This window comes from Brachybacterium alimentarium, assembly GCF_002332425.1.
GTDB classification, from domain to species: domain Bacteria; phylum Actinomycetota; class Actinomycetes; order Actinomycetales; family Dermabacteraceae; genus Brachybacterium; species Brachybacterium alimentarium.
In genome coordinates this window covers 20,016-46,564 of record NZ_NRGS01000031.1, presented here as the reverse complement: position 1 = coordinate 46,564, position 26,549 = coordinate 20,016, and the positions used below count along the sequence as shown (strand labels likewise).

Below are 26,549 nucleotides of genomic sequence, written 5' to 3'. Positions count from 1 at the left end.
GCCACCGCCCTCCTGCGACGTCACCCGAGCCTCATCGGCCCGGTGGTGGTCGGGGTCTCGCCGTCGGGCGCGCGAAGCCCGCCGTCCTGGGCGGCGACCACACCGTCCTGCGCCGCGAGCACGTCGTCCTGCGCGGTGGGCTCCTCGCCGAGCGCGGCGACCTCCTCCTGGGCGTCGAGGTCCACGGCGGCACCCTCGAACTGCGAGCGGTACAGCCGTGCGTACGCGCCGTCCTGCGCGATCAGCTCGTCATGGTCGCCCTGCTCGACGATGTCGCCGTCCTCCATGACGAGAATCAGGTCCGCGTCGCGGATCGTGGAGAGACGGTGGGCGATCACGAAGGAGGTGCGCCCCTCGCGCAGGCGGTTCATCGCGTTCTGCACCAGCACCTCGGTGCGGGTGTCCACGCTCGAGGTGGCCTCGTCGAGGATCAGCAGGCTGGGCTTGGCGAGGAAAGCGCGCGCGATGGTCATCAGCTGCTTCTCGCCGGCCGAGAGCGAGGACTCGTCGTCGTCCACGATCGTGTCGTAGCCGTCGGGCAGCTGCCGGGCGAAGTCGTCGACGTGGGTGGCGCGGGCGGCCTCGAGGACCTCCTCGTCGGACGCGTCCAGGCGCCCGTAGCGGATGTTCTCCCGGAGGGTCCCCTTGAACAGCCAGGTGTCCTGGAGGACCATGCCGGTGCGCTGGCGCAACTGGGCGCGGGTGAGGTCGCGGATGTCGATCCCGTCGACCGTGATCCGGCCGCCGTCGACCTCGTAGAACCGCATCACGAGGTTCACCAGGGTGGTCTTGCCGGCGCCCGTCGGCCCCACGATCGCGACCGTGTGGCCCGGATCGGCCACCAGCGACAGGTCACGGATCAGCTCGCGCTCCGGGGTGTAGGAGAAGCGCACGTGCTCGAACTCGACGCGCCCCTCGCGGATACCCGCAGCGGCGGTGTCCACCGTGGTCTCGGGCTCCTGCTCCCCGGCGTCCAGCAGCTCGAAGACCCGCTCGGCGCTGGCCACGCCGGACTGCAGCATGGTGGCCATCGACGCGATCTGGCTGAGCGGCTGGGTGAACTGGCGGGAGTACTGGATGAACGCCTGCACGTCACCGAGCGTGAGCTGGCCGGAGACGATCCGCAGGCCGCCCACGATCGCCACGACGACGTAGCTGAGGTTCCCCACGAACATCATCATCGGCATGATCAGCGAGGAGACGAACTGCGCGCCGAAGGTGGCCCTGAACAGCTTCTCGTTGCGCTCCTCGAAACGCTCGGCGATCTGCTCACGGCGGCCGAAGACGGTCACCAGGCTGTGCCCGGTGTAGGCCTCCTCCACCTCGGAGTTCATCACGCCCGTGGCGTCCCACTGCTGGGCGAACAGCTTCTGCGCCTTGGAGCCCACCACGGCCGTGAGCAGCACGACCACGGGGATCACGGCGAGCGCGATGAGCGAGAGCTGCCAGGAGATGGTGAGCATCATGACGAGCACGCCGATCACCGTGAGGATCGAGTTCACCAGACCCGTCACGGTGTTCATCAGGGTGTTCTGGATGTTGTCGATGTCGTTGGTGACGCGCGAGAGGATCTCCCCGCGCTTCATCCGGTCGAAGTACGCCAGCGGCAGCCGGTGCAGCTTCTCCTCCACATCGCGGCGCAGGCGATAGACCATGCGCACGATGATCCGGTTCAGGGCCACCCCCTGCAGCCACATCAGCAGCGCGGCGCCCACGAACAGGGCCACGGCCAGCGCGAGGGTCTGGTGCAGGGCGGCGAAGTCGATGCCCTCACCGGGGGTCAGGCGCATCCCGGACAGGAGATCCGCCATCTTCCCCTCGCCGGCGGCGCGCATCTGCTCGATGACGTCTGCCGGATCCGCTCCGGCCGGGAGGTTCTTGGAGATCAAGCCGGTGAAGATGATGTCCGTGGCGCGGCCCAGGATCTTGGGGCCGACGACGCTGAGCGCGACCGAGACCATCCCGATCAGGACCGCGAGGACCAGGTACTTGGCCTCGGGGCCGATCTCGCGCACCAGGCGCTTGGTCGAGGGCCAGAAGTTCTTGGCGCTCTGACCGGGCCGCAGGCCGCGCTCGGCGTCCTTCTCGCTCGCGATCTCGTCGGCCGCCTGCGCCTCGTCGCCTGCGGGCGCGTCCCCTGCGGGCGCGTCCCCTGCGGGCGGGTCGCCTGCGGGCTCCTGCTTCTTCTCGGAGGAAGTCATCAGGCCACCTCCTCCTCGACGCCCTGCGAGCGGACGATCTCCTGGTACGTCTCCGAGGTCTCGAGCAGCTCGGAGTGGGTGCCCTGATCCACGATGCGCCCGTTGTCGAGCACGAGGATCAGATCGGCGTTGGTGATGGTCGTGACGCGCTGGGCGACGATGAGCACGAGGGCGTCGCGGGTCTCCGGCGCGAGCGCCGCCCGCAGCTTGGCGTCCGTGGTGAGGTCCAGCGCGCTGAAGGAGTCGTCGAACAGGTACAGCGACGGCGTCGCGGCGAGCGCGCGGGCGATGCACAGCCGCTGGCGCTGACCGCCGGAGACGTTCGTGCCGCCCTGCGCGATCGGCGACTCGAGCTCGGTGGGCATCGAGGCGACGAAGTCGCGGCCCTGCGCGACCGTCAGCGCATGCCACAGCTCCTGCTCGTCGGCCGACGGATTCCCGAATCGCAGGTTGCTCGCGACGGTGCCGGAGAACAGATAGGGACGCTGCGGGACCAGGCCCACGCGCTCCCAGAGCACCCGGGCGTCGAGGTCGCGCACGTCGTGACCGTTCAGCAGCACCCGGCCCTCGCTCGCGTCCATCAGGCGCGGCACGAGGTTGATCAGGGTCGTCTTGCCGGCGCCGGTGCCGCCGATGATCGCGACGGTCTGGCCGGCGCGCGCGGAGAAGGAGATCCCCTGGAGCACCGGGCGCTCCGCCCCGGGATAGGTGAAGGAGACGTCCTCGAAGGTCAGCTCGATCGGCCCCTCGATCTCGCGGACGCCGTCGGTGCGCTGGACGACGCTGGTCTCGGTGTCGAGCACCGCGGAGATGCGCTCGGCGGAGACCATCGCACGCGGGATCATCATCGTCATGAACGTCGCCATCATGACCGCGATGAGGATCTGCATGAGGTACGCGATGAACGCGGTGATCGAGCCGACCTCCATCTGGCCGGAGTCGATGCGCGGCGCCGCCACCAGCAGCACCATCACGCTGGAGACGTTGAGGATGAACATGATGATCGGGTTGATGAGGATCATCAGCAGGCCGATGCGACGGTTGAGGTCGGTGAGCTGGTCGTTGACCACGCCGTAGCGCTCACGCTCGCGATCCTCGCGCACGAAGGCGCGCAGCACGCGGATGCCGGTGATCTGCTCGCGCAGCACCCCGTTGATGTCGTCGATCTTCCCCTGCATCTGTTTGAACAGCGGTGCCGCCCGAGCGATGAGGATGCCGACGGCGACCAGCATGATCGGCACCATCACGGCGATCAGCCAGGCCATGCCCGGCTCCACGCGCAGCGCCAGCACCACGCCGCCGATCCCCGTCACCGGTGCCTGCACCAGCATGTTCAGGGAGAAGAACACCAGCATCTGGACCTGCTGGACGTCGTTCGTGGAGCGCGTGATCAGAGACGGAGTGCCGAATTCGCTGAGCTCGCGCGGCGAGAACGAGGACACCTTCGAGAACACCGTGGTGCGCAGATCCTTGCCGACCCGCATCGCCGAGCGCGCGGCGAAGAAGTTCGCAGCGACCAGCGCCACGATGTTGCCCAGGGAGATGACCAGCATGATCTTGCCCAGATCCCAGATCACCGGCACGTCCGCCTTCGCGACGCCCTTGTCGATGATGTCCGCGTTCAGCGTGGGCAGGTACAGCGCCGCCAGCACTCCGACGGTCTGGAAGACCACCACCAGGAGGATCCAGAGCCAGTACGGCTTCACGGATCTCAGCGCGAGTCGCAGCAGGGTCACAGGGCTCCTCCGGGTACGGGCACCGGCCGGCCGTGCCTGTGCGCCTGAGGAAGCATAGACCGCATAGCACAGCTCCAGCATCAGACTTCCGTCGTTTCATCTGATGGCGGATTCGGGCGGCGGCCGAGACATCGCACGGCCGCGACAGCAGGGCGCCGGGAGTCCGCACGGCGCTGGCAGCCGGCGGCCGGGAGCCCGCACCGCGGTGACGGCCGGGTGCCGGGACTCCGCACGGCCGCGACAACTGGGCGCCGGGACCTCGCACCGCGGCGGCAACCGGGCGCCGGGACTCTGCACGGTGCTGGCAGCCGGCGGCCGGGAGCCCGCACGGCGGCGAAAGCCGGGTGCGGATGAAGCGGCGGGAGGGCGGGCGACGCAGGCAGCGGGGGCGACGGCCGGTCGCGCAGCGGGGGTGACGACCGATCGATTTGAGGCCCGATCCAAGGACCTCCGGGCTGTCCGAGTGACGGGACCGACCCTCCGTTCCCCGCGCCAAGGTGCGTCGTCTACCGTGGTCCGCGTGAATCGCCCCGTCCAACGCATCGTCATCGCCGTGCTCGCCATCCTCCTGGTGGTGCCGCTCGGCGCCGTCGGGATCACCTCCCTGATGAATCCCGACGCGGACGAGCAGGAGACAGCGCAGGACCAGGGGCAGGAGCAGCCGACCGACGACCGCCCCACCGTCGACCCGGCGCAGCAGCCCCCGCGCCCAGAGGTCGCGAAGCCTGAGGCACCCGCCGGCCTCACGGAGCAGACCCCCGAGGGCGCACAGGCCACGGTCACCTACCTGCTGGATTCGTACACCTACATGATGACCAGCGGCGATGTCTCGGTGTGGGAGAACTCCGTGGACCCCAAGTGCGAGGTCTGCACGACGTTCCTCGGCAACGCTGAGCTGCTCGCCGAGCAGGACGGCTACCTGGTCGACGGCGGCTTCGACGTCAGCGACACCGCCTTCGAGGGCAAGGGCGAGCCGCCGGCCACCGGCGAGGTCACTGCCACCTTCACCCAGGCCGCGAGCATCATCGTCGACGACCCCCGCTACGAGGCCACCCCCATCGACGAGGTCTCCGGACAGATCGTCGCCCAGGTCGCCTGGGACGGCGACCGGTGGCGCGTGACCGACATGAGCCTCGCGACCGCCGACGGCGCGGGCGACGGCACGGGCGACGAGGCCGGCCCGGGTGACGGGGCCGGCGCGGGCGCTGGCGCTGGCGGCTGACAGCCAGCGGCTGCGGGCGGCACGGGCGCTGGCGGCTGACAGCCGGCGGCTGCGGCAGCTGGCGGACGGCGCGGGAGGCTGACGACCGGCGGCGCAGCCGATGCCGGGCACACCAGCTGACCCGGACAGCACGGGCACGGCACGCGAGGCACGCGCAGGTCGCCGACATCGCCCGGCTCACGCCCGGCTCACGCCCGCGGCCACTCGCGACCTCTCACGCTCGAGCACCCCGTCGAAGTAGGCGGAATAGGCTGCTCTCAACGCCTGTTCAGACGGGTTACCGACGCGGCACGACGAAGGCCCGGGGCGAGGCGGGGCAGAAGGCCAGGGCGAGGGCGGAAGGCCAGGCGGGGATGACGCGCCGGAGCTGGCGAAGCGGGACGAGAGGCTGGGCGAAGCGCGCGGGGCCTTCAGCACTCACACGTCGGGATCTCAGCGTCGCGCAGCACTCACACGTCGAGGACTCAGCGTCGCGGTCCGAGCCTCGGGCCGTCACCGCACCTCTCCTCCACAGTGCGGACTGTGGATGGCCCGCGGCGTCGGAGCGCGAGTAGTCCCATCCTGGCGTGATGTCGCGCCCTCCGCTCCCGCTCCCCGCTGCGCTCCCCTGGCATGTGTTCACCAGCGCCGAGGCACGACGAGCAGGCGTCTCCCAGGATCGCCTCAAGCGGAAGGACATCTCCCGAATCCGCCGAGGCCTGTTTTCACGCACGGGCCCACCGGTCTCCGAGGCCGCCATCGTCGCCGCCCTCAGTCGACAGGATGGCTCCGCCGTCGTCGTCGGTCCTTCCGCCGCTCGGCTGTGGAACATGCCTCTTCCTCCGCAGCTCGGTTCCTGGGATTCGCGAAAACCAGTGCACTTGTCGATTCCCGGCGGCCGCAACAGTCATGGCGCCGTCGTGCGGTGGCACGACTTCACCTTGGCTGAGGAGGACGTGCAGCGACTGGTCTTCACCCAGGTCCTGTCCTTCCACGAGACCGCGCCGCCACCGCACTGCTCGTTTCGCATGACCACTCGATCGCGAACGTGGCGAGATCTCGCGCGCCACCTGACCCATGGTCAGCTCGTGGCGGTCGGTGACCATCTCGTCCGGGCTCCGCGGCCGCAGTTCGAGAACGGACGACGGAAACCGTGGTGCAGCCTCGAGCAGTTGGCGAACGCCTGCACGGGTCACTACGCCGCGTCACTCCGGCGTGCCCTCACCGATGTGCGTCGAGGAGCGGACTCCCCGATGGAGACCATGCTGCGGTTGGCGTTCATCGACGCCGGGTTGCCCGAACCGCTGATCAACGTGCCACTCATCGGGCCTGACGGCGTCGCGCTCCACACCCCGGACTTCCAGTGGCCGCAATACCGCGTCTGCGCCGAATACGAAGGCGCCGCCCATAACAAGGATCAACAGGTGAAGCGGGACATCCGGCGTGCGCGGCGGGTGAAAGCCGCCCGGTGGTCCGAGATCCGCCTCTACAAGGACGACGCTCACGCAGGCTGCGCCGCTGCAGTGCACCTGGTCCGCGAAGAGCTCCGGGCCCGAGGATGGCGCCCGTGACACGTCGTCCCGCCTGGGTCTGTCGACCGACGCTTCACGCGCCCCGGCGAGTCGGACACCCCGGCGCCTCTCGCACCCCCCGCGGGTCGGGGCCCCGGCGTGTCAGGCACGCCGGCGCCTCACGCACCACAGCGACTCGGGCACGCCGGTGCCTCACGCGCCCCAGCGAGTCGGGCGCTCCGGTGCTTCACACACCCCAGCGAGTCGGGCACCCCGGGGGAGTAGGCGGAATGGAGCGCTCTCAACGCCTACTTCCCCCGGCTACTAATGAGTAACGGGAAGCAAAGCAGCGGGAGGGGAGTCGCGGGGGTCAGAGCGCCCGGCCGCAGTGAGCGGGCCAGAACGACAGGGCAGGTCAGAACGACGGGGCGCGAACGACAGGGCAGGTCAGAACGACGGGGCGCGAACGACGGGACAGGTCAGAACGACGGGGCGCGATCGGCGGTCAGGCAGCGGAGGGCCGGTAGAGGAACAGGTCGGTGCGGTACGGGATCCCGATGATGCTCCCCGGCGCGTGGCCGAGATGCTCGTGGAGGTACCAGTCGAGATTCGCCAGGACCTTCGCACGGCGCTCCTCGGAGGCAGTGATCACGTAGCTGCGGGTGCGGGCGAGGTCGATGACGTCCGGCGTGGGCATCGGGTCCTCCCACTGGTGCACGCTGCGCTGGAGGAGCTCGAGGCCGGGGCCGACCGTGGGCGAGAAGTCCTCACGATGGATGTCGCCGGCGTGCATGATCCGGGAGAGGCGGTGCACCCAGGGGATGGTCACGTCGAGCATGTTCCACACCAGCGCGAGCGTGCCGCCCGGTGTGAGAAGCCGCGTGACCTCGGCCGATGCCGCCTGCGCGTCGAACCAGTGCCAGGCCTGGGCGACCGTGACCAGTTCCGCCGATGCAGCCGGCAGGCCGGTGTCCTCAGCAGAGGCGACGTGCGTGGCCAGCCGGGGAGCGGCGAGCGCAGCACCTGCTGCGTCCGCCGAGCCGGATGAGTCGGCAGGTTCCGCTGAAGCCAGTGAGCCGGAGGAGACCGTGAGGTCCGCTGAAGCCAGTGAGCCGGATGAGTCGGTGGGGTCCGCTGAGCCGCCCGACGGGGCGCGGCGCAGAGCGGTCTCGAGCATGGCCCGGCTCGTGTCCACGGCGGTGACGTCGAGACCGCGCTCCGCGAGAGCCCACGACAGTTTTCCGGTGCCGGCGCCGAGGTCGATCGCACGGCGAGGCAGCGCAGAGCGCGGCTCAGCACCAGGCAGGGTGGCGAGGATCGCGTCGAGCACGGCGGGCGGGTAGCCGGGGCGGAGCCGGTCGTAGTCCTCGCCCTGGTCCTGGAAGGCAGCGGCGAGTGCGCCTTTCCGCTCGTCGCTCCCGAAGCGCGGTTCGTCGCGTGCGGAGACCGGAGGAACGGGAGGGTTCAGCGAATCGGGCGAGCTCATGCTCCCGAGTTTCCCATCCTGCTCGCCTCGCCATCGACTCCGCTCACCACGGCACCCGGCACGCAGCGCTCCCGCTCACCGCAGCGCTCCCGCTCACCGCACCGCACCGCACCGCACCGCACCGCACCGCACCGGTCACCGTGACGCTCGGTGGGCCACCCAGGAGCGGTGCAGTCCCGCGTAGATCCCGCCGTCGAGCTCCACGAGTTCGGCGTGCGTGCCGTGCTCGACGAGGTCGCCGTGGTCGAGCACCATGATCCGGTCGGCGCGCTCGGCGGTGGAGAGCCGGTGGGCGATGGTGATCGTGGTGCGACCGCGGGCGAGGCCGTCGATGGCCTGCTGGAGGCGCACGTCGGCCGCAGGATCGACGGCACTCGTGGCCTCGTCGAGCACGATCACGTCGGGGTCGGCGAGATAGGCGCGAGCCAGGGCGACCAGCTGCCGCTCCCCCGCGCTGAGGGACTCGCCGCGCTGGCCCACTGGGGTGTCCAGGCCGTCGGGCAGCTCGTCGGCCCAGGTGCCGAGCCCCAGCTCGTCCAGGGCGCGGCGCATCTCGTCGTGGGTCGCGTCGGGCTTCCCGTACAGCAGGTTGCCTGCGACGGAGGTGTCGAAGAGGAAGCCCTCCTGCGGCACCATGATCACGCGCGAGCGCAGCGAGGAATACGGGATGAGGTGCAGCGGGATGCCGCCGATGAGCAGCTCGCCGCTCGCGGGATCCATCATGCGGGTGAGCAGCTTGGCGAAGGTGGTCTTGCCGCTGCCGGTCTCGCCCACGATCGCGATGCGGCTGCGGGCGGGGATGTCGACGCTGATGCCGTGCAGCACCTCGGGCCCGGTGGGGTAGGAGAAGCGCAGGTCACGGATCTGGATGTCGAGCAGACCGTCGGGCAGCAGAGTCGCGCCGGGCACGGGGGCCAGGCGCCGTCCGGTGTGGGGATCCATGGCGCCGCCGGGATCGGCGACGTCGGCCGGAGTGTCGAGCACGCCGAGCACGCGCCGCCAGCCGGCCACCGCGTTCTGCGCCTCCGAGAGCATCTCGATGCCCATGCGCACCGGCTGGCTGAACAGGGACACCAGGAACACGAAGGCGATGACGCCGCCAGCGGTGAGGTCCGCCCCCGGCAGGTTCACGCCGAGCGTCTGCGTTCCCAGCAGGATGCCGACCACGACGACGATCGCGGTGGCCAGGCCGTCCGCCGTCTCCGAGAGAAAGAACGACGCGGACTGCGGCCTCAGCACGGAGAACTGCGCGTTGCGCACGTCGCGCACGCGATCGACCTGCCCGGAGCGGGTGCGGTCCTCGACGCCGTAGGCGCGCACGGTGGCAGCGCCGACGAGGGACTCTGAGACCGCGCCGAGCATGCTGCCGACGTTCGCACGGACCTGCTGGAAGCGGGCTCGGATGCGCTTCTGCAGCGAGCCCATGATCAGCAGGATCGGGATGTAGCAGAGCCACACCACGAGGGCGAGCGGCCACGAGTAGAAGGCCATCACGCCCGTGGCGAGGACGAGCTGCATGCTCATCACCACCAGCATGATGCCACCGAAGCTCATGAACTGGCTGACGGTGTCGACGTCGCTGGTCACGCGGGAGACGAGCGCTCCGCGCTGCTCGGTGCCCTGGGTGAGCAGCGAGAGGTCGTGGATGTGGCGGAAGGCGCGCTTGCGCAGCGTCGCCAGTGACGTCTCGGCCAGACGGAACAGCCGACGGTTCATGAGGACGTTGCAGGCCGCGGTACCCAGCAGGACGATGGCGGCGAGCCCTGCGGCGCCGGCGACGAAGGCGACGTCGGGCCGCTCCGGGGCGATGATGCCGCGGTCCAGGATCGACTGCACGGCGATCGGGACGACCACCTTGCCGCCGGTGGCGACCACGGCCAGCAGCAGCGTGACCCACAGCCCGCGCAGCAGCTCGGGGGTGAGCCCGAGGCCCCGCCGAATGGTGTGGAGGGCGGATTCGTCGGTGGTGGTCTCGCTGCCGAGCGCGGAGGATTCGGTGCGGTCGGCGGCAGGTGCGGCGGTCATCGGCCGGCCTCCTCATCGGTCGGAGCGGACACGGCAGCGCCCGGGGTGGGAGCGTCCGGGCCGGGAACGTCCGGTGCGGGAGCGTCCGGTGCGGGAGCGTCCGATTCGACAGAGCCCGGCGCGGCGCCGTCCGGCTCAGCAGCGTCGGGCTCGGGAGCGTCCGGTGCGACGGCGTCGGGCTCGGCAGCGTCCGGAGTGGCAGCGTCCGGTGCGACGGCGGTCAGCCCGCCGGTCGCCGTCGGCGGCTCGCACTCGCACTCCCCGTCGGCCGTCGCGTCCTCACGCCGGTATCTGCCCTCGCCATGGCGTTCGACGGCGGCGGTGACGGTGCGGGCGCGCGCGGCGTCCACGGCGATGCCCGGATCCGGGCCGTCACTGGGCTGGGGCCGGGAGGCCTCGAGCAGGTTGTGGGAGATCGCGGCCTCGTCATATGCGTCGACCAGAGCGCGGTAGCCCTCGCTGCGTCCACGCAGCTCCTCATGGGTGCCGGCGGCACCGACCCGGCCGTGATCGAGGAAGACGACCTGGTCCGCGAGCGAGATCGTGGACTTGCGGTAGGCGATCAGCAGGAGCGTCGAGGAGGTCATCTCGCGGCGGATCCCGTCGAGGATCGCCAGCTCCACGCTGGGATCGCAGGCGCTGGTGGCGTCGTCGAGGATCAACAGGCGGGGCCTGCGGGCCAGGGCCCGGGCGAGCGCGATGCGCTGGCGCTGCCCGCCGGACAGCGACCCGCCGCGCTCCCCCAGCTCGGTGTCGAGCCCGTCGGGCAGCGCGTCGACGAAGGCCTCGGCCTGGGCCACGCGCAGCGCCCAACGGATGGTCCGCTCGTCGATGGCCTCGCCGAGGGTGACGTTCTCGCGCACGCTCGCGTCGAAGACGAAGGCCTGCTGGAGCACGAGGGCGACGTCCGCGGTGAGGGCGTCGGCCGTGAGCGAGCGCAGGTCCGCGCCGTCGAGGGAGATGCTGCCGGTGCTGGGATCCACCAGGCCCGCGGCGAGCAGGGCGAGCGTGGACTTCCCGGAGCCGGTGGCGCCGACGACGGCGAGCACGCGGGTCCCGGCCTCGGGGTCGGCGCGCAGGGAGACGTCGTGCAGGGCGGTCGCGGTGCGCAGGTGGTCCTCCGCGCGGGCGCCGCGGCCCAGGATCACCTGGGCGGGGTCGTCGCGATAGACGAAGGAGACCTCGTCGAAGGTGAGCACGCCAGGGCCCTCGGGCAGGGCGTCGGGACCGTAGACGCGCTGTTCGGTGACGTCGAGGATCTGCTGCACGCGGCCGCCGCCGACGACGGTGCGCGAGAGGTCGCCGAGCACCCAGCCGAAGGAGCGGATCGGCAGGGACATCAGCGTGAACAGGTAGGACACCTCGACCAGCTGGCCGGTGGTCAGATGACCCTCCCCGATCCGCCAGGCGCCGAGCACGGCGACGGCGAGGATGCCGAGGTTGGGCAGAGCGTCGATCGCGGGGTCGAACCAGCCGCGCACGTAGCCGAACCGGATGCCGGTGCTGCGCAGGTCGTCGGCCGCCCGGGAGAAACGCTTCTCCTCGACGTCCTCGCGGCCCAGGGACTTCACGACGTTCGCGCCGTCGAAGGACTCGTGGGCGATCTCGGCGACCTCCGCGCGCAGCCGCTGGGAGCGCACGGCGATCGGGGTGGCGAAGCGCTGCAGCAGCACGTTCAGGGCGATCAGCAGCACGATCAGCGCGAGCATGACCAGCAGGATCACCGGGTCAATGCGCGCCACGACGACCGTCGCGTACACCAGCATCACGATGGTGGACAGGGCGAAGGGGAAGGGCGCCATCGCGAAGAAGGTCGCCTCGACGTCGGAGTAGACCGAGCTGAGCAGGGTGCCGGTGGACTGTCGGCGGTGCCACAGAAGCGGCACCTTCGCGTACACGGCGGCCAGGCGCTCGCGGTACAGGCGGAACAGGTCGAACTGGGCGGCGGCCGCGAAGATGCGGCGGGCCATCACGGTCACGGCGCGGGCTACGGCGATGCCGAAGATGGCCAGGCCCCCGCCGACGACCAGGCCCAGCTCGATGTCGCCGCCGTCGGCGAAGGAGGGCACGACGACGTTCTCGGTGACGCTGCCGATGATCGAGGAGGTCGCGATCTGCAGGAGCGCGAACGCGGTCGCTCCGAGCACGGCCAGGATGAACCATCCGCGCTGTTCCCAGGAGCCCTTGAGCAGGCGCTTCAGGCCCGGGACGAGGACCGCGGGATGGTCGCGGTCGATGTTCTGGATCGGTGGGGTCACGGGCTCGGCAGGGCCAGGATCAGGATCAGGGGCAGGGGCAGGGGCCGGGGCCGGACCGTTCGCGCCAGCGGGATTGTTCGCGCCGGCGGAACCGGCGGAACTGTTCACGGGGCCCGAGCTGTTCGCGGGGGCGGGGCGGGGGGCGGTCATGCAGTCACGAAATGGACGACGACGCCGACCGCGAACACGATCGTGGAGAGCATGGCCAGGGAGAACTCGATCATGATGCCCACGCCGAGCGCCTTGACGGCGATCCAGGCGGAGCCGAGTCCCTTGGCGATGTCCTTCTGCCGCACGGCCTCGCTCACGCACAGGCCGAGCACGAAGCCGATCGGCAGGCCCAGCAGCGGGATCACGAAGAAGCCGACGATGCCGGCGGCGATGCCCACGTAGATCGGCCACATCGGCACCTCGGCGGCGTGCAGCTTCCTGCCCGTGAGCACGTAGCTGGTGGTCATGCCGATGGCACTGAGCACGAGCACGATCGCGAAGACGATCCAGGCCGGCCATCCACCGATCACGATGGCCCAGATCAGGGTCGCGATCGCGATGGTGATGGTGCCGGGCAGCACGGGCACGACGATCCCGGTCAGGCCGACGATGTACGCCAGACCGACCACGACGGTGACGATGATCTGGACGGTGAGGGAGTCCACGGGTCCTCCGAAGGAGATGGGTGGGGACTGCGGCCCGGAAGCGGTGACGGCGCCGGATCCCGTGATCGTTCACGGGCAGCGCGCGGAGCGGCAGGGTCCCCAGCAGTCAGGGCCGCACCCATCCTATCGGCGTGCCTGCGCCCGGTGGGAGACGCGCCACCGTACGGGCCTCGGCGTCCGGGCCTCTCGCGGTGGAGAGCGTGCGCACCGTCGCGAAGGAACCCCGCGATCGAGCCGCCGGCCTGCGAGCCTCCCGCATGCGACCCTCCCGTGCGTGAGCCTCCAGCGCGCGGCCGCCCGTAGAGGAGCCCCCGCTCGGTGGGCCGTGGAACACTGACGTCGCCCTTCGCGGCACCCTGCCCCGCCCCGACCACGTGATGGAGCGCCCCATGCGATCCCCGATCCTGGACTACCTCGACCGCGCGATCGAGCAGACGGCCCACGTCGCCCCCGGAGCTCCGGCCGACTACATCCCGGAGCTCGCCTCGGCAGATCCGCAGCGGATCGCCGTCGCGATGAGCACGATCAACGGGACCGTCTACGCCAGCGGCGACGCCGACCACCACTTCACCATCCAATCGATCTCCAAACCGTTCGTCTATGCCCAGGCGATCGAGGAGCGCGGCCTCGAGGACGTCCTGGCGCGGATCGGGGTGGAGCCCAGCGGCGAGGCGTTCAACGAGCTCTCGCTGGACCCCGACACCGGCATGCCGCGCAATCCGATGATCAACGCCGGGGCGATCGCGACCCACGCACTGCTCAGCCACGGAGCGAGGCCGGCCGATGAGCGGATCCTCGAGCTGTTCTCGCAGCTCGCGGAGCGCGAGATCGAGATCGACGAGGCGGTGGCGGCCTCGGAAGCTGCCAGCGCCCACCGGAACCTCGGACTCGCGCATCTGCTGCGCGCCGCGGGAGCCCTCGATCAGGAGCCGCAGGATGCGGTGGACGGCTACATCCGCCAGTGCGCGGCCTCGGTGACGGTGCGTGATCTCGCCCTGATGGCGGCCACGCTCGCCAACGGCGGGGTCCAGCCCAACACCGGCGAGCGCCTGTTCAGCAGGACCACCACTCGGCACCTGCTCGGCGTGATGACGTCCTGCGGGATGTACGACGCCGCCGGGGACTGGCTGACCACGGTCGGCATCCCCGCCAAGAGCGGCGTGGCCGGCGGCATCGTCGGCGTGCTCCCCGGGCAGCTGGGCATCGCCGTGTTCTCACCGGGGCTGGATGCCCACGGCAACAGCTCCCGGGGCGTGGCGATGATGCAGCACCTGTCCGAAGAGCTCCACCTGCACCTCATGGAGCCGGCTCGGCCGGCCCGGTCGTCGCTGCGGGAGACCCGGACGGTGTGGATCGACGAGCATCGGGCGACGCTCTACGTCCTGCAGGGCGATCTCGTGCTCAGCAGTGTCGAGTCGCTGGTGGAGAGGGTCCTGGAGGATCCGCCGACGACGGAGCGGGTGGTCTTCGACATGAGCCGGGTCGACGAGGTGCTGCCGGTGGCGCGCCACGTCGCGGGACAGATGGCCAAGAAGCTCATCGACGACGGCCACCGGATCGTCCTCATCGACCGGGACGGGGTTACCACCGAGGTCCCGGGCGCGGCGGAGCCCCGGGTCGAGCGCTGGACCCGCGAGCAGCTGGATCGCAGCGCTGGATGACCCCGAGTGACCCAGGTCGCAGGGGAGGCCACGATGCCTGGGCGGTCGCGACGCGCGGAAGCGCCGCAGAGGAACGAGGGCCGGAGGGCGTCGTGGAGTGATCGGCGTGCCGCTCAGGGAGCCGCACGACCTGCCCGCAGTGTCCCTCCAACATCACGTTCCTGTCCCCGGGATGCCGACACGGACGGAGAGCGTGTTCACACCGTCAACCCGTCACGCCGTCACGCCGTCACGCCGTCACGCCGTCACGCTCAGGGTCGAGCGGAAATCGGCGCCGCGGCGCACGTGGATCTGCTCGGCGATCTGCGCCTTCATGTCGCCGACGTGGCTGACCACACCGATCACGCGGCCGCTCTCGGCGAGGCGGCCGATCTCGCGCACCACTGTCTCGAGGGTCTCGGGGTCGAGGCTGCCGAAGCCCTCGTCGATGAACAGGGTCTCCATCTGCACGCCGCCGGCCTCGCCCATGACGATGTCGGCGAGGCCGAGCGCAAGGGCGAGGGACACGAAGAAGGTCTCGCCACCGGAGAGGGTCTCGGGAACGCGCACCTGATCGGTCCGACGGTCCAGGACCAGCAGGTCCAGGCCCGTCTTGCGGGCACCTCGTGCGCCGGTGTCCCTCAGCAGCTCGAGGTCGGAGCCGGAGAACAGGGCCAGGCGGGCGTTGGCGGCCTGCACCACGGCGTCCAGGCGCCACATGAGCACGTAGGTGGACAGCTGCACGCGGTCCCCGTCGCTCGAGCGGCCGGTCGCGAGGTCGGCGACGCGCACCACCACGCCAGCGTCCTCGCTGATGGTGCGCACCTGGTCGGTGGCCGTCTGCAGGGCCGTGCGGGCGGCTGCTCCCCGCTCTGCGACACCGCCGAGGCGCGCAGCGAGGCCGGCGGCGTCGCGGGCCGCTTCCTGCGCGGTGGCATGCCGGGCGGTGGCGTCCGCGAGTGCGGCGTCGGCCTGCTCCCGGGCCTCGTCAGTGGCGACGGTGGCCTCGATGCCCTCCTCGGCGAGACCGTCGGCGAGGCGGGACTCGTCGACGGCGCGGGCCTGGACGAGCGCTTCGAGACGTCGACGTTCGGCCGTCTCGAGCACCGCTGCTCGCGCGGCCTCCGCAGTGGCGAGCTCGGCGGCGGCCAGGGCGGCGTTCGCCTCCTCGGTGAGCTCGTCGGCGCGGGTGGTGGCCTCGGTGCGGGTGCGCAGTGCGTCGCGCAGCGCGGTGGCGGCGCGGGCGCGGGAGAGATGGGCCCGACGGCGAGCGGCGATGGAGTCGTCCTCGCCGCGGGCCTCGGCGACCTTCGTCCGGTCGGCCTCGAGCGCTCGGGCGGTCTCCTCGATCGCGGTGCGCTCGCGTTCGACGCCGAGCGCGTCGGCCTCCTTGCGCTTCGTGAGGCGGTCGGTCTCCTCGTCGAAGGCCGTGATCTGCGTATCGATCCGGGCGGCCTTCTTCTCGGCCTCCTGAGCCGTGGTGACCTGGGCGCTCGCCTCCTCCACGGCGGTCTTCGCCGTCTCGGGCGTGAGGTCTCCGGCGATCTCGCGGAGGCGAGCGAGTTCCTGGCTCGCGAGGGCGTGCGCCTGCTCGGCCCGGGCGTGCGCGGCCTCGGCGGCCTGGCGGGCGGTCTCGGCGGCCTCGACCTGCTCGGGGCTCACGGCATCCTCGGCGGCGCCGGCCGGGTGCGGGTGCTCGACCGCGCCGCAGACGGGGCAGGCGTCCCCCTCGGCGAGGTCCACGGCGAGCTCCGCAGCGATCCCGGTGAGGCGACGCCGGCGCAGGTCCGCCTCGGCATCGGCCTTCTCACGGGCGGTGCGCAGGGCGGCGACGGTCTGCTCGCGAGCAGCCTCGACCGTGCCCTGCTGCGCCGCGGCGGCGGTCGTGGCCTGCTGGCGCTCCTGGGAGCTGCGCAGTGCGAGCCGGGCGTCCCCGAGGGCCCGGGCGGCGGCACGGGCGGTATCGCGAGCGGTGAGGTGCTCGCTGCGCTGTGCGGGCCGTGCCTCGAGCTGCTCGCTGAGCGCCGCGAGGGCGCTCGTCGTCCTCGCGAGCGTCTCTCGGCGCTCGGCGAGCTTCTGCTCGCGGGCGGGGAGGGCGGCTTCGAGGGTGACGAGGTCGGCGAGGGTGCCGGCAGCGGTGGTGGCCTCGTCGGCCGCGGTGGCGAGCTCCGCGTCGGCCTCGTCGTTCTCCAGCAGGTCGACGAGCGCGGGCTGGTCCGGACGGGTGCTCTCGGCGAGCTGGGCGAGGTTCTCCAGGGCGGTGGCGGCCTGGGCGGTGGCGGTGTCTCGTCGGCGCAGCAGGTCCGCGACGGGGCGGGCGGTCTCATCGCGCTGCAGGGAGCGTCGGGCGGCGTCGACGACGGGCTTCTCCGTCGTGAGCCGGGCGGCCAGCGCATCGAGCGTGCGTCGGCGCTCGATGCGGGTGCGCGCGGTCTTCGCGGTCTCGGCGGCGGTGCGGGCGGTCTGCTCCGCGGTCGCGGCGCTCTGCGCGGCGCTGCCCGTCGTGGTCGCACGGGCGGTGACGGCGGCGAGGTGCTCGTCGGCCGCTGCTGTCAATGGGTCCAGCCGCAGGGCGTCCGCGTGGTCCTGCAGGACGGTCACCTGCTCGGTCTCCAGCGCGGTGGCTTCGGTGAACCGGGCGAGCGCCGTGCCGAGCGTCTGCTGCGCCTGGTCCACCTGGCGCTTGGCGGATTTGCGCATCTCCTCGAGCTGCTTCTCGACGGCGGCGTAGGTCTCGGTGCCGAACACGCGCTGCAGCACCTGCTGCCGCTCCCCGGTGCCGGCGCGCAGGAAGCGGGCGAACTCGTTCTGGGGCAGCAGCACGGTCTGGGTGAACTGGTCCCGGTTCAGGCCCACGGCGCGCTGGATCTCGCGGCCCACCTCGTCGATCCGGGTCGCGATCGCTTCGACCCCTCCCCCGCCGCCCATCTCGTCGGCGATCACCGCAGGGATCAGCTGCGGGGAACCGATGCGCCACAGCACGGCCTTGGGCTGCTCCTTCGTGGTGCCGGTGCCGCGGAGCTTGGGGCGCTGGAACTCGGGCTGGCGGCGCACCCGGTAGATCCCCGAGGCCGTCTCGAAGACGAGGTCCACGACGCTCGCCTCGGTGGGCTGGGCGAACTGGGAGCGGATCCGGGCATCGCTGGTGGCGCTGCCGGCGACCTGCCCGTACAGCGCGTAGGCGATGGCATCGAGGATCGTGGACTTGCCGGACCCGGTGGGTCCCTCCAGCAGGAACATGCCGCTCGCACCGAGGGCGGCGAGGTCGATCTCGACGGTGCCGGCGAAGGGGCCGATCGCGGTCAGGCGCAGGTGATGGAGCTTCATGAGGCCTCCTGGTCGCGCCGCACGTGACGGTAGGCGCGCTCGAGCACGTCGTGCTCGGCGGGCGTCGGGTCGGCGCCGGTGACCGCGGCGAGGAACTCGTCCATCACCTCGAGCGGGTTCGCCTCCCGGCGCACCACGGGGGTGCCCTCCCGGGCCTCTCTCCCGTCGGGGGCGTACTCGGTGAGCAGCAGGTGCGGGAATCCCTCACGCAGGTGCTCCTGCAGGTGGGCGGGCCGTGCGGGGTCGGTGACGACCGCCTTCACCCAGTCGCTGCCGTGCTGGTCCTGCTGCGCGAGGATCTGCTCGAGGGTGCCGCGCAGCTCCGTGAGGCGGCGCGGCACGGGGGTGCGGATCCGCTCGACGGTGACCTCGGCCCCCTCTTCGCCGGGGCCGGGCGCGCCGAGCTCGACGAGCAGCACGGACTTGCGGTGGGTGCGCTCGGAGAACGAGAACGCCAGCGGGGAGCCGGAGTACCAGGCCGGAGCGCCGACGGCGGCGGTGAGGTCCTGGCAGCCGTGCAGGTGGCCGAGCGCCAGGTAGTCGATGCCGCCCAGCACACCGGCGGGCACGGAGTCGACTCCGCCCACCGAGAGGTCGCGCTCGGAGTCGCTCGCCTCGCCACCGGTGACGAAGGTGTGGGCGAGCACGACGGTGCGGGCACCGGGATGCGCAGCGGCGCGCTCGCGCACCCGGTCCAGGGCGGCGCGGGTGACGGCCTCGTGGCTGCGCGCCAGCGGCGGTTCCCCCTCGGCCACGAGCTCGGTGCGCACGCGGTCGGGTTCGAGATACGGCAGCCCGAAGAGCAGCACCTCTCCGTGCTCGTCCTCGACGCTGACCGGATGCTCGATGCCCGCGATGTCGGTGAGCAGGTGGACGCCGGCCCGCATGAGCCCGCGGCCGAAGCCGAGCCGTTCCGGCGAATCGTGATTCCCGGAGGTCAGCACCACGGTGGCGCCCGTGTCCGCCAGACGGGCGAGGGCGGAATCGAGCAGCTTCACGCTGGTGACGGCCGGCACGGCGCGGTCGTACACGTCACCGGGGATGACGACCACGTCGACCTCCCGCTCGCGCACGAGATCGACCAGCCAGTCGACGAATGCCGCCTGGTGCTCGTGCAGATCGACCTTGTGCAGCGTGCGCCCCAGGTGCCAGTCCGAGGTGTGCAGGATTCTCATGCCCCGAGCCTAGGGACCGGGGCCGACATGCGGGCACGCGTCCGCGCCGTGTGGACGACGGGGAGGTGGGGAGGAACGTTGGCTCGCCGGTCGTCCGACTGGTCGTCGGGGCGGGTCTCGCCTCGCCCCGACTCGCCGCCTCGCCCCGACTCGCCGCCTCGCCGCCTCGCCGCCTCGCCGCCTCGCCACCAGGGCACCAGGGCACCTCGCCGCCTCACCCCCGATAGGTCACCTCGTCGAGCCCGGACATCGTCGGGTCGTGATCGAGGTGGCCCACCTCGTACATCGAGCTCATCCAGTGATAGAAGTTGTCGCCCCGCGCCTGCAGCCGGCTGTAGAGATCCGCGAGCATCTCTTGGCGCACGCCGCTCAGCCGCGGGTCGTCGTAGCGGTTGTGCAGCTCATCGGGGTCCTCCTGGAGGTCGTAGAGCTCGTTGCGGGACTCCGGGCTCACGATCAGCTTGTACCGGCGCCCGCGCAACATCCGCTGGGCGATCGGGAAATGGTGGCCGTGGAACTCGCACAGCACATGGTCGTCCCACTCGACGTCCTCGCCCCGTACGAGCGGCAGGAGCGAGCGCGAGTCGACGGCCGGTGCCGTCTCGAGACCCGCGAGATCGAGGAACGTCGCGGTGAGGTCGAGCAGGCTCACGAACTCATCGCGGACCTGCGCCGGAGCGCCCGGCACGTGGAGGATGCCACCGGTGCGGTAGATGTCGTCGTACATCGCCGGACCCTTGTCGTGCAGCCGGTGGGAGCCGGTGAACTCCCCGTGGTCGGAGCTGAAGGCGATGGCGGTGGTCTCCGCCAGGCCCAGCTCCTCCACCGCGCGGAGGATCCGGCCGAACTCGCGATCGATCATCGTCACGTAGCCCCAGTAGGCGGCGATCAGTGTGCGGGACTCGGCCTCGGTCATGGTGTCGAAGGCCCAGTGGCGCGAGTAGTTCTGCTGGACCGGCGGCTTGTCCGCGAAATCCTCGGCGACCGATCGGGGCAGCTCGACGTCGGCAGGGTCGTACAGGTCGAAGTACTCATCGGGCACGACGTACGGCAGGTGCGGGCCGGAGAAGCTCGAGACCACGAAGAACGGGACGTCGGACTCCTCTCCGTCGCGGGCGTATCGCGTGAGCATCTCGATGGTGCGGTCGGCGAGATAGTGCTCGAAGGTGGCCTCGACCGGCTGCTGCAGCCGGGCCGCCATCAGGTTCCCCACCTCTCCGTTGGGGAAGCGGCCGCGGATACGCTCGGTGATCCGATACGGCGGGTGCCCGTTCTCCTCGAGCCAGCGCACGTAGTCGGGATGGTCGACGGGGTTGTGCCAGCCCGGGTAGTGCTCGGCGTCGAAGCCGAAGTCCGCAGCGGTGCGCTCCTCCCCCACATGCCACTTCCCGACGAGTCCGCACTGATAGCCCTGGGCCCGCAGCTCCTCGGGGAGGGTCCACTGGTCCTCGGGGAGATCCTCGATGTAGCCGACGTTGCGCTCGTGGTTGGCCAGCAGCTTGTGGCGGAAGGGGGCCGCACCGGTGAACAGCGAGGCACGTGCCGGGGTGCAGATCGCCGACGGGGTGAACCAGGAGTCGAAGCGGGTGCCGGTCGCGGCGAGCGCATCGAGGTTCGGGGTGCGGCAGGTGGTGCTGCCGTAGCAGCCCAGGGTGTCCACCCGGTGCTGATCCGTCATCAGCATGAGGATGTTGCGGCGCGGGGCACCCGTCGGCTCGGCGGCGGGGACCGCCGGGGCGGTGCGGGATCCCTCGAGGGGCCGCTGGGTGTCATCGGTCATCGGTGGTGCCTTTCGTGGAGGGATGCGCAGGATGGAGCGGCCGACGCGGGGACGCGGGGCCCTGCGTCGGACACGGACGCGGCCGGGTCGGGTCGGGTCAGGTCGGGTCGGGTCAGGTCGGGTCGGGTCGGGTCGGGTCGGGTCGGCTCAGTTCGAGAAGTCGTCCATCTGCTCGAGCTCGAGATTCTTGGTCTCGGGCACGAACTTCACGACGAACCCGATGGACAGCAGAGCCACCGCGGCGTAGAGGACGTACGTGGACCCGATCGACCAGGCGGCGAGCACCGGGAATGTCAGGGTGACGGCGAAGTTCGAGGCCCATTCCACACCGCCCGCCACCGAGGTGGCGGCGCCGCGCAGGCGGTTGGGGAACATCTCGCCGATCAGCACCCACATGATCGGCCCCCAGGTGCCGGCGTAGGCGAAGACGTACAGGCACAGCGCGACCAGGGCGAGCGCGGCGCGGCCGGGAGATCCGGCCAGGTCGGGGCTGAGCGCCCCGTCCGGCCCGGCGACCTGCGGGGCCGTCAGCATGACCACGGCGGTCATCACGAGGGCGGCGAACATGCTGATCGACCCCACCAGCAGCAGGGGGCGTCGGCCCACCCGATCCACGAGCAGCATCCCGGTGACGATCGCAGCGATCTTGACCGCGGTGAGGATCAGGGTCTGCTGGAGCGCGGCCTGCTCGCCGAAGCCGATCGTCGAGAAGATGGTGGTCGCGTAGTAGAAGATCGCGTTGATGCCCACGAGCTGCTGCAGGGCGGCGAGGCCGATGCCCACCCACACGATCCGCTGGAGGTTGGTCCCGGAACGGTTCAGCAGCGATCGGAAGCCGCCGATGCTGTGCCCGCCCAGAGACTCCGAGATCTCCTGGACGCGGGCATCGACGGAGGTTTCGCCGAGGGTGCGCACGAGCACGCCCCGTGCTTCCTTCACACGACCTCGGGCGATGAGGAAGCGCGGGGACTCGGGCACCAGCAGCGAGGCGATGAGGTAGATCAGCCCGCCGGCGGCCACGGAGAGGAACGCCCACTGCCAGACCTCGAGGTGCAGGCCCAGCAGCCCCAGCCGTGCGGTGGACAGCGGGGCGTCGCCGGCGGGAGACGGCGCGGCCGCGAGCATCGCATCGCCCAGCAGACCGCACACGAACAAGCCGATGATCAGCATGAACTGGCGCAGGGAGACGAGCATGCCGCGCATGTCCGCCGGGGCAGTCTCGGAGACATAGGCCGGGGCGATCGTCATCGCCGCCCCCATCGCCATCCCGGAGAACAGGCGCCAGACGAGGAACAGCGCCATCGAGTCGCCGATGAAGGCCGTGCCGGTGGACGCGACGATGAACAGCACTGCCGAGACCACCATGATCGCCCGGCGACCGATGCGGTCCGAGAGGCGCCCGGCGAGGAAGGCCCCCAGCACCGCGGAGAGGACGCCGAAGGCGACGGCGAAGCCGATCAGCCCGGATCCCGACCCGGTGTGGAACTGCAGCGCGTTCTTCACGACGTTCAGCGCCATCGCGTCCCAGCCGAACATCAGTCCGGAGATGGAGGCGGCCAGGGCCGCCTGGACTGCACGCCGACGGGCGGCGCGCGGCGGCCTCGTCGCGGCGAGGACGGTGCTCTCGCGGGATCGGGTCTCGCGGGATCGGGACGTGCTCATGCGATCACGGTCCTTCCTGTGGAGGGTCGCGGATGGGTGAAGGGCAGGGCCGCGCCGAGGGCGCCGGCATCGCTGGAGAGACGGCCGGGCCCGAGCCGGACGGCGGGGAACCGCGCTCCGGCCTCCCGGGCGACGAGCCCTCGGACCCGGTCCAGAAGCGCGTCGCCGGCATCGAAGAGGTCGCCGGAGAGGAGGATCTCCTCGGGATCCACCATGGTCACGGCGAGCACCAGGGCGTGGGCGAGGCCCTCGGCCGCGCGGGTCAGGACGGGGTCGACGCGGCCGCGCCCGCTGGCCAGCTCCTGGTGCAGCTGCTCGACGGTGTGCAGACCGAGGCCCAGCGCCCGGCAGGCGGCGAGGACCGACGGGGTGGAGGCCACGGTCTCGAGGCATCCGCGTCGACCGCATCGGCACGGTGCCCCGGGGAACTCGACCTGCAGGTGGCCGATCTCGCCGGCCAGGCCCGCCGCGCCGCGGTCGATCCGTGCCTCGCGCACGACGGCTCCGCCCACGCCCTGGTAGCAGCGCACGTGCAGCGTGATCCGATCGCGGCGGGGAGCGGCGAGATGCTCGGCGAAGGCGGCGTACCGGGTGGTGTTGTCCACGCGGACCTCCGCCCCGAACCGCCCCTGGAGGTCGTCGACGAGCCGCTGCCAGGGGGCGTCGGCCCGGTGGAGGAACGCGGCGGGGCCGGGCACCCCGAGCCCGACGCCGCGCAGGGACGGCATCGCCGCGGGCAGCGCGAGCTCCTCGAGGAGCTCGCGGACGATGCCGAGCCGCTCCTCCCATCCGAGATCCTCCGGATGCTCCCGGGACCCGGTCGTGAGCGCGTCGCCGACGATGTTCAGCGCGGCGATGCGCACGGCCCCGTGGGCCAGATCGATCCCGAGCGCACTGATCGCGTCGAGGTCGATCTCGATCCGTTCGGTGGGCCGGCCGCGGCCGGGATGGTCCTCGTGGCCGGCCACCACCACGGTTCCCTCCTCCAGGAGCGGGGCGATCACGGCGGAGACCGTCGTCCTGCTGAGCCCGGTGGCCTCTGCGATGGCGGCGCGGGTGATCGGCCTGCTCGTGCGGAGGGCCTCGATGACCTCGGCCTCGCGCGGATGCGCTGGATCATGGTTCGACCCCGTTGTGGACATGCGCCCACGCTAAGGGCCGCGATTTCCTCCCACGGCACGATGCAGAAGTCACCGCCAACTGTGAGCCGCCTCACAGGTAGAGCGTCCTGCGACACCGAGACCATGCCCCGTCCTCCCTGGAGCCGCCCCGTGACGAGAGCCGCTCGCGGGCGTAGCGTGCCGACATGGCTCCTCATGCGCAGTCCACCGTCCCGCAGTCCGCCTCTGCCCCCGAGATCACCGCCGACGTCGTCGTGATCGGCGGCGGCCCCGTCGGCGAGAACGTCGCCCAGTACGCGATCGAGGGCACCGACCAGACCGCCGTGCTCATCGAGGGCGAGCTGCTGGGCGGCGAGTGCTCCTACTACGCCTGCATGCCGTCCAAGGCCCTGCTGCGGCCGCTCGCGGTCGCCGATGCCGCCGCACATCTGGACGGCGTCTCCACGCCGGAGGTGGACACGGCCTCCCTGCTGGCGCGGCGCGACACATGGGTCTCCCAGTACGACGACACCGGTCAGGTCGAGTGGGCCGAGGGCGCCGGGATGCGGGTGGTGCGCGGACACGGCCGGATCGTCGGCGAGCGCGAGGTGCGCGTCGAGGATCCCGACGGGGGCCCGCCGACGCTCGTCCACGCCACCCGCGCCGTCGTGATCGCCACCGGCTCGCAGGCCGTCGTGCCGGACGCGCTGCAGCCACTCTCCCCGTGGACCTCGCGCGACGCGACCGGGGTGCAGGAGATCCCCGGGGAGCTGCTCATCGTGGGCGGCGGTGTGGTGGCGGTCGAGGCCGCGACGTGGATGGCGGCGCTGGGCTCCCACATCACCCTCCTGGTGCGCGGCGACGCTCTGCTGCGGGGGATGGAGCCGTTCGCGGGCGAGCACGTGCTGGGCGCTCTGACGGCCCTCGGCGTCACGGTCCAGCTCGGCACCTCGGCGGTCTCCGCCGAGCGGGCCGACGCCCGCGACTCCGGGCTCGGCAGGATCCATGGCGGCCGCGTGACCCTCCAGGTGGAGGATGCGCAGGGCCGACGCGAGGTCACCGGGGACGAGATCCTGGTCGCGACGGGTCGCACGCCGCGACTGGCGGACGTCGGCCTCGAGACCATCGGCCTCTCCCCCGAGGACATCACCGGGGCGCAGGCCCCGACGTCGGACGATGCGACCGGGGCGCCGCTGCCGTCCTGGCTGCACGCGGTGGGCGATGCGAGCGGCGAGGCGCCGCTGACCCACTGGGGCAAGTACCGCGCCCGCGTGATCGGGCAGGCGATCCGTGCCGGCGTCACCGGTGAAGCTCTCGAACCGGTCCCGGAGACCGTGCCGGTGCCGCAGGTGGTGTTCACCGATCCGCAGGTCACCTCGGTCGGGCTCACGGCAGAGCAGGCGCGCGAGGCCGGGCACGACGTCGTCACCTCACAGGTCCCCTTCGGCGGCGCGGCCGGCTCCGCGCTGCTGCGGGACGACGTCTCCGGCACCGCCCAGCTGGTGGTCGATCGCGGCACGGCCACGCTGATCGGGGCGACGTTCGTGGGCCCGGAGGCCTCGGAGCTGATCCATGCCGCGACGATCGCGATCGTCGGCCAGGTGCCGGTGCACGTGCTGCGCCATGCGGTGCCGAGCTATCCGACGTCCTCCGAGCTGTGGCTGCGCCTGCTCGAGGAGCTGCCGACGGAGCTCCGCACCACCTGATCGGACCCGGCGCCCGGCGGGTCGGCGCGCGGGACCGACCGGGGCGGGGCGCTCACCGGGTCGATGCGCAGGTTCAGCTGGCGGGACGCGCGGACCCGCCGGAGTCGATGCGCGGAGCCGGCCCGGGCGGACCCGATCCCGGCGGCGGCTCCTCCCTTCGGAGGAGATGGCAGATCGCACTGGTCGCGGCGACCGTCGATCAGGTGGAATGGGGACGGCGGCAGACGCCGCCGGGGAACGACGGCCGACGTCGCCCTCAGACCGTCGGCTCGCGCAGTCCGCGCGGGCCGCCCGCCCCGGGGAGGACCATGTTCACGCGACGTCGCCGCATCAGGCGCCTGCGCCGTGCCCGCGACGGGGACGGGAGCGCGCTGAAGGACCTTCGCTGGTGGCAGACCCTCACCCGCACCCAGTTCCATCTGGACCCGCACGAGGGCGAGACCTGGGATGCGCAGGATGCGCAGTACACCGTCGACGTGCGCTACCTGGCCTCCGAGCTCGAGGGAGGCAAGATCCCCGAAGGGTCACGGCACGCCCCGGTGGCCCTGTACCGCGACGGGACCCAGCAGTACATCGCGAATCCGCCGGTCGCCTTCCCCATCCCGGGCGGAGTGATCGAGGTGGCCACCAGCTCGTACGGGCTGACCCGGATGCATGTCGTCCCCGACGAGGGGTCGCCGCGACCGCTGCGCCCGCATCCCCGCGGGCTCGAAGGCCTCCGGGCCCGGTTCGGCCGACGGTTCCCGCGGGTGAGCTCCGCCCTCGGACTCCTGGCGATCATCGTGCTCCTGGCGGGCCTGGCGGTGATGGTCCCGCAGCTCGCGGAGCTGGTCACGCAGATCGACGTGGTCGCCGAGCACGTGGGCACCTTCACCTCGCCGATCTCCCTGCCCGGCTGGGCGAACACCGCGCTCCTGGTCGCGGGGATCCTCGCGGCGATCGAACGGGCGCTCACCCTGCGCAACCACTGGCTGATCGACGCCGACACGACCTGGACCTCGTTCGCCTGAGGAGCTGGGCTGTGGGGCGTTGCCGGGCCCTGCGGAGACCTATTCGCTCGCGACCCGGACGAGTGTTCGTGGTGA

Annotated in this window: 16 protein-coding genes; 5 read left to right on the top strand and 11 right to left on the bottom strand. The window is 71.6% G+C overall.

Annotation, left to right across the window (positions count from 1 at the left end; all coding sequences use genetic code 11):
* Positions 1 to 20: 20 nt before the first annotated feature.
* Complete coding sequence (locus CIK71_RS15805; protein ID WP_096166645.1) at positions 21 to 2,201, bottom strand: ABC transporter ATP-binding protein; 2,181 nt, start codon at positions 2,199 to 2,201, stop codon at positions 21 to 23.
* Positions 2,201 to 3,937, bottom strand: a complete 1,737-nt coding sequence (locus CIK71_RS15800; protein WP_096166644.1) for an ABC transporter ATP-binding protein — start codon at positions 3,935 to 3,937, stop codon at positions 2,201 to 2,203. Before CIK71_RS15800 ends, CIK71_RS15805 begins: the two co-directional genes overlap by 1 nt.
* A gap of 520 nt (positions 3,938 to 4,457) precedes the next feature.
* Here CIK71_RS15800 and CIK71_RS15795 point away from each other — a divergent pair.
* Together CIK71_RS15795 and CIK71_RS15790 are read left to right on the top strand one after the other, a co-directional pair.
* The gene (locus tag CIK71_RS15795; protein ID WP_176485670.1) at positions 4,458 to 5,159 is read left to right on the top strand and encodes a DUF6318 family protein; all 702 of its coding nucleotides are present in this window, start codon (positions 4,458 to 4,460) and stop codon (positions 5,157 to 5,159) included.
* Positions 5,160 to 5,773: 614 nt separating this feature from the next.
* On the top strand, positions 5,774 to 6,709 hold the full coding sequence (locus CIK71_RS15790; RefSeq protein WP_241964246.1) for a hypothetical protein: 936 nt from the start codon (positions 5,774 to 5,776) through the stop codon (positions 6,707 to 6,709).
* A 445-nt stretch (positions 6,710 to 7,154) separates the two neighbouring features.
* Here the strand turns inward: CIK71_RS15790 and CIK71_RS15785 are convergent, their stop codons facing one another.
* From CIK71_RS15785 to CIK71_RS15770, 4 genes are all read right to left on the bottom strand, one after another.
* Positions 7,155 to 8,135 (bottom strand): class I SAM-dependent methyltransferase, encoded by a 981-nt coding sequence (locus CIK71_RS15785; RefSeq protein ID WP_096166642.1) that lies wholly within the window; start codon positions 8,133 to 8,135, stop codon positions 7,155 to 7,157.
* 135 nt (positions 8,136 to 8,270) lie between these two features.
* Complete coding sequence (locus CIK71_RS15780) at positions 8,271 to 10,160, bottom strand: ABC transporter ATP-binding protein (protein ID WP_096166641.1); 1,890 nt, start codon at positions 10,158 to 10,160, stop codon at positions 8,271 to 8,273.
* Entirely contained in the window at positions 10,157 to 12,568 is a 2,412-nt protein-coding gene (locus CIK71_RS15775; RefSeq protein WP_241964245.1) for an ABC transporter ATP-binding protein, read from the bottom strand. Before CIK71_RS15775 ends, CIK71_RS15780 begins: the two co-directional genes overlap by 4 nt.
* A complete protein-coding gene (locus CIK71_RS15770) occupies positions 12,565 to 13,074 on the bottom strand; it encodes a DUF456 domain-containing protein (protein ID WP_096166640.1) in 510 nt (169 codons plus the stop codon). Before CIK71_RS15770 ends, CIK71_RS15775 begins: the two co-directional genes overlap by 4 nt.
* Before the next feature lie 389 nt (positions 13,075 to 13,463).
* Between CIK71_RS15770 and glsA the strand changes: the two genes are divergently transcribed.
* On the top strand, positions 13,464 to 14,735 hold the full coding sequence (gene glsA, locus CIK71_RS15765; protein ID WP_096166639.1) for a glutaminase A: 1,272 nt from the start codon (positions 13,464 to 13,466) through the stop codon (positions 14,733 to 14,735).
* Between the two features lie 237 nt (positions 14,736 to 14,972).
* Here glsA and CIK71_RS15760 read toward each other — a convergent pair whose 3' ends face one another.
* The 5 genes from CIK71_RS15760 to CIK71_RS15740 all read right to left on the bottom strand — a co-directional run bounded on the left by CIK71_RS15760 (position 14,973) and on the right by CIK71_RS15740 (position 23,800).
* Entirely contained in the window at positions 14,973 to 18,041 is a 3,069-nt protein-coding gene (locus CIK71_RS15760; protein WP_096166638.1) for an AAA family ATPase, read from the bottom strand.
* Complete coding sequence (locus CIK71_RS15755; RefSeq protein WP_096166637.1) at positions 18,038 to 19,216, bottom strand: exonuclease SbcCD subunit D; 1,179 nt, start codon at positions 19,214 to 19,216, stop codon at positions 18,038 to 18,040. The genes CIK71_RS15760 and CIK71_RS15755 overlap by 4 nt, the downstream gene beginning before the upstream one ends.
* Positions 19,217 to 19,430: 214 nt before the next feature.
* A complete protein-coding gene (locus CIK71_RS15750; RefSeq protein ID WP_096166636.1) occupies positions 19,431 to 20,996 on the bottom strand; it encodes a sulfatase family protein in 1,566 nt (521 codons plus the stop codon).
* Positions 20,997 to 21,143: 147 nt separating this feature from the next.
* Positions 21,144 to 22,658: a sugar porter family MFS transporter gene (locus CIK71_RS15745; protein ID WP_096166635.1), complete on the bottom strand. Its 1,515-nt coding sequence runs from the start codon at positions 22,656 to 22,658 to the stop codon at positions 21,144 to 21,146.
* The gene (locus CIK71_RS15740) at positions 22,655 to 23,800 is read right to left on the bottom strand and encodes an ROK family transcriptional regulator (RefSeq protein WP_096166634.1); all 1,146 of its coding nucleotides are present in this window, start codon (positions 23,798 to 23,800) and stop codon (positions 22,655 to 22,657) included. Before CIK71_RS15740 ends, CIK71_RS15745 begins: the two co-directional genes overlap by 4 nt.
* Positions 23,801 to 23,964: 164 nt before the next feature.
* On the opposite strand from CIK71_RS15740, the gene CIK71_RS15735 reads away from it, so the two are divergent.
* Both CIK71_RS15735 and CIK71_RS15730 read left to right on the top strand, forming a co-directional pair.
* The gene (locus tag CIK71_RS15735) at positions 23,965 to 25,464 is read left to right on the top strand and encodes a dihydrolipoyl dehydrogenase family protein (protein WP_096166633.1); all 1,500 of its coding nucleotides are present in this window, start codon (positions 23,965 to 23,967) and stop codon (positions 25,462 to 25,464) included.
* Positions 25,465 to 25,772: 308 nt separating this feature from the next.
* The gene (locus tag CIK71_RS15730; protein WP_096166632.1) at positions 25,773 to 26,474 is read left to right on the top strand and encodes a hypothetical protein; all 702 of its coding nucleotides are present in this window, start codon (positions 25,773 to 25,775) and stop codon (positions 26,472 to 26,474) included.
* The last annotated feature ends 75 nt before the right edge of the window (positions 26,475 to 26,549 follow it).

Coding starts and splice junctions, on each gene's coding strand:
- CIK71_RS15805 (WP_096166645.1), bottom strand. CDS start 2,201: ATGACTTCCTCCGAGAAGAAGCAGGAGCCCGCAGGCGACCCGCCCGCA.
- CIK71_RS15785 (WP_096166642.1), bottom strand. CDS start 8,135: ATGAGCTCGCCCGATTCGCTGAACCCTCCCGTTCCTCCGGTCTCCGCA.
- CIK71_RS15780 (WP_096166641.1), bottom strand. CDS start 10,160: ATGACCGCCGCACCTGCCGCCGACCGCACCGAATCCTCCGCGCTCGGC.
- CIK71_RS15775 (WP_241964245.1), bottom strand. CDS start 12,568: ATGACCGCCCCCCGCCCCGCCCCCGCGAACAGCTCGGGCCCCGTGAAC.
- glsA (WP_096166639.1), top strand. CDS start 13,464: ATGCGATCCCCGATCCTGGACTACCTCGACCGCGCGATCGAGCAGACG.
- CIK71_RS15760 (WP_096166638.1), bottom strand. CDS start 18,041: ATGAAGCTCCATCACCTGCGCCTGACCGCGATCGGCCCCTTCGCCGGC.
- CIK71_RS15755 (WP_096166637.1), bottom strand. CDS start 19,216: ATGAGAATCCTGCACACCTCGGACTGGCACCTGGGGCGCACGCTGCAC.
- CIK71_RS15750 (WP_096166636.1), bottom strand. CDS start 20,996: ATGACCGATGACACCCAGCGGCCCCTCGAGGGATCCCGCACCGCCCCG.
- CIK71_RS15745 (WP_096166635.1), bottom strand. CDS start 22,658: ATGAGCACGTCCCGATCCCGCGAGACCCGATCCCGCGAGAGCACCGTC.
- CIK71_RS15740 (WP_096166634.1), bottom strand. CDS start 23,800: ATGTCCACAACGGGGTCGAACCATGATCCAGCGCATCCGCGCGAGGCC.
- CIK71_RS15735 (WP_096166633.1), top strand. CDS start 23,965: ATGGCTCCTCATGCGCAGTCCACCGTCCCGCAGTCCGCCTCTGCCCCC.
- CIK71_RS15730 (WP_096166632.1), top strand. CDS start 25,773: ATGTTCACGCGACGTCGCCGCATCAGGCGCCTGCGCCGTGCCCGCGAC.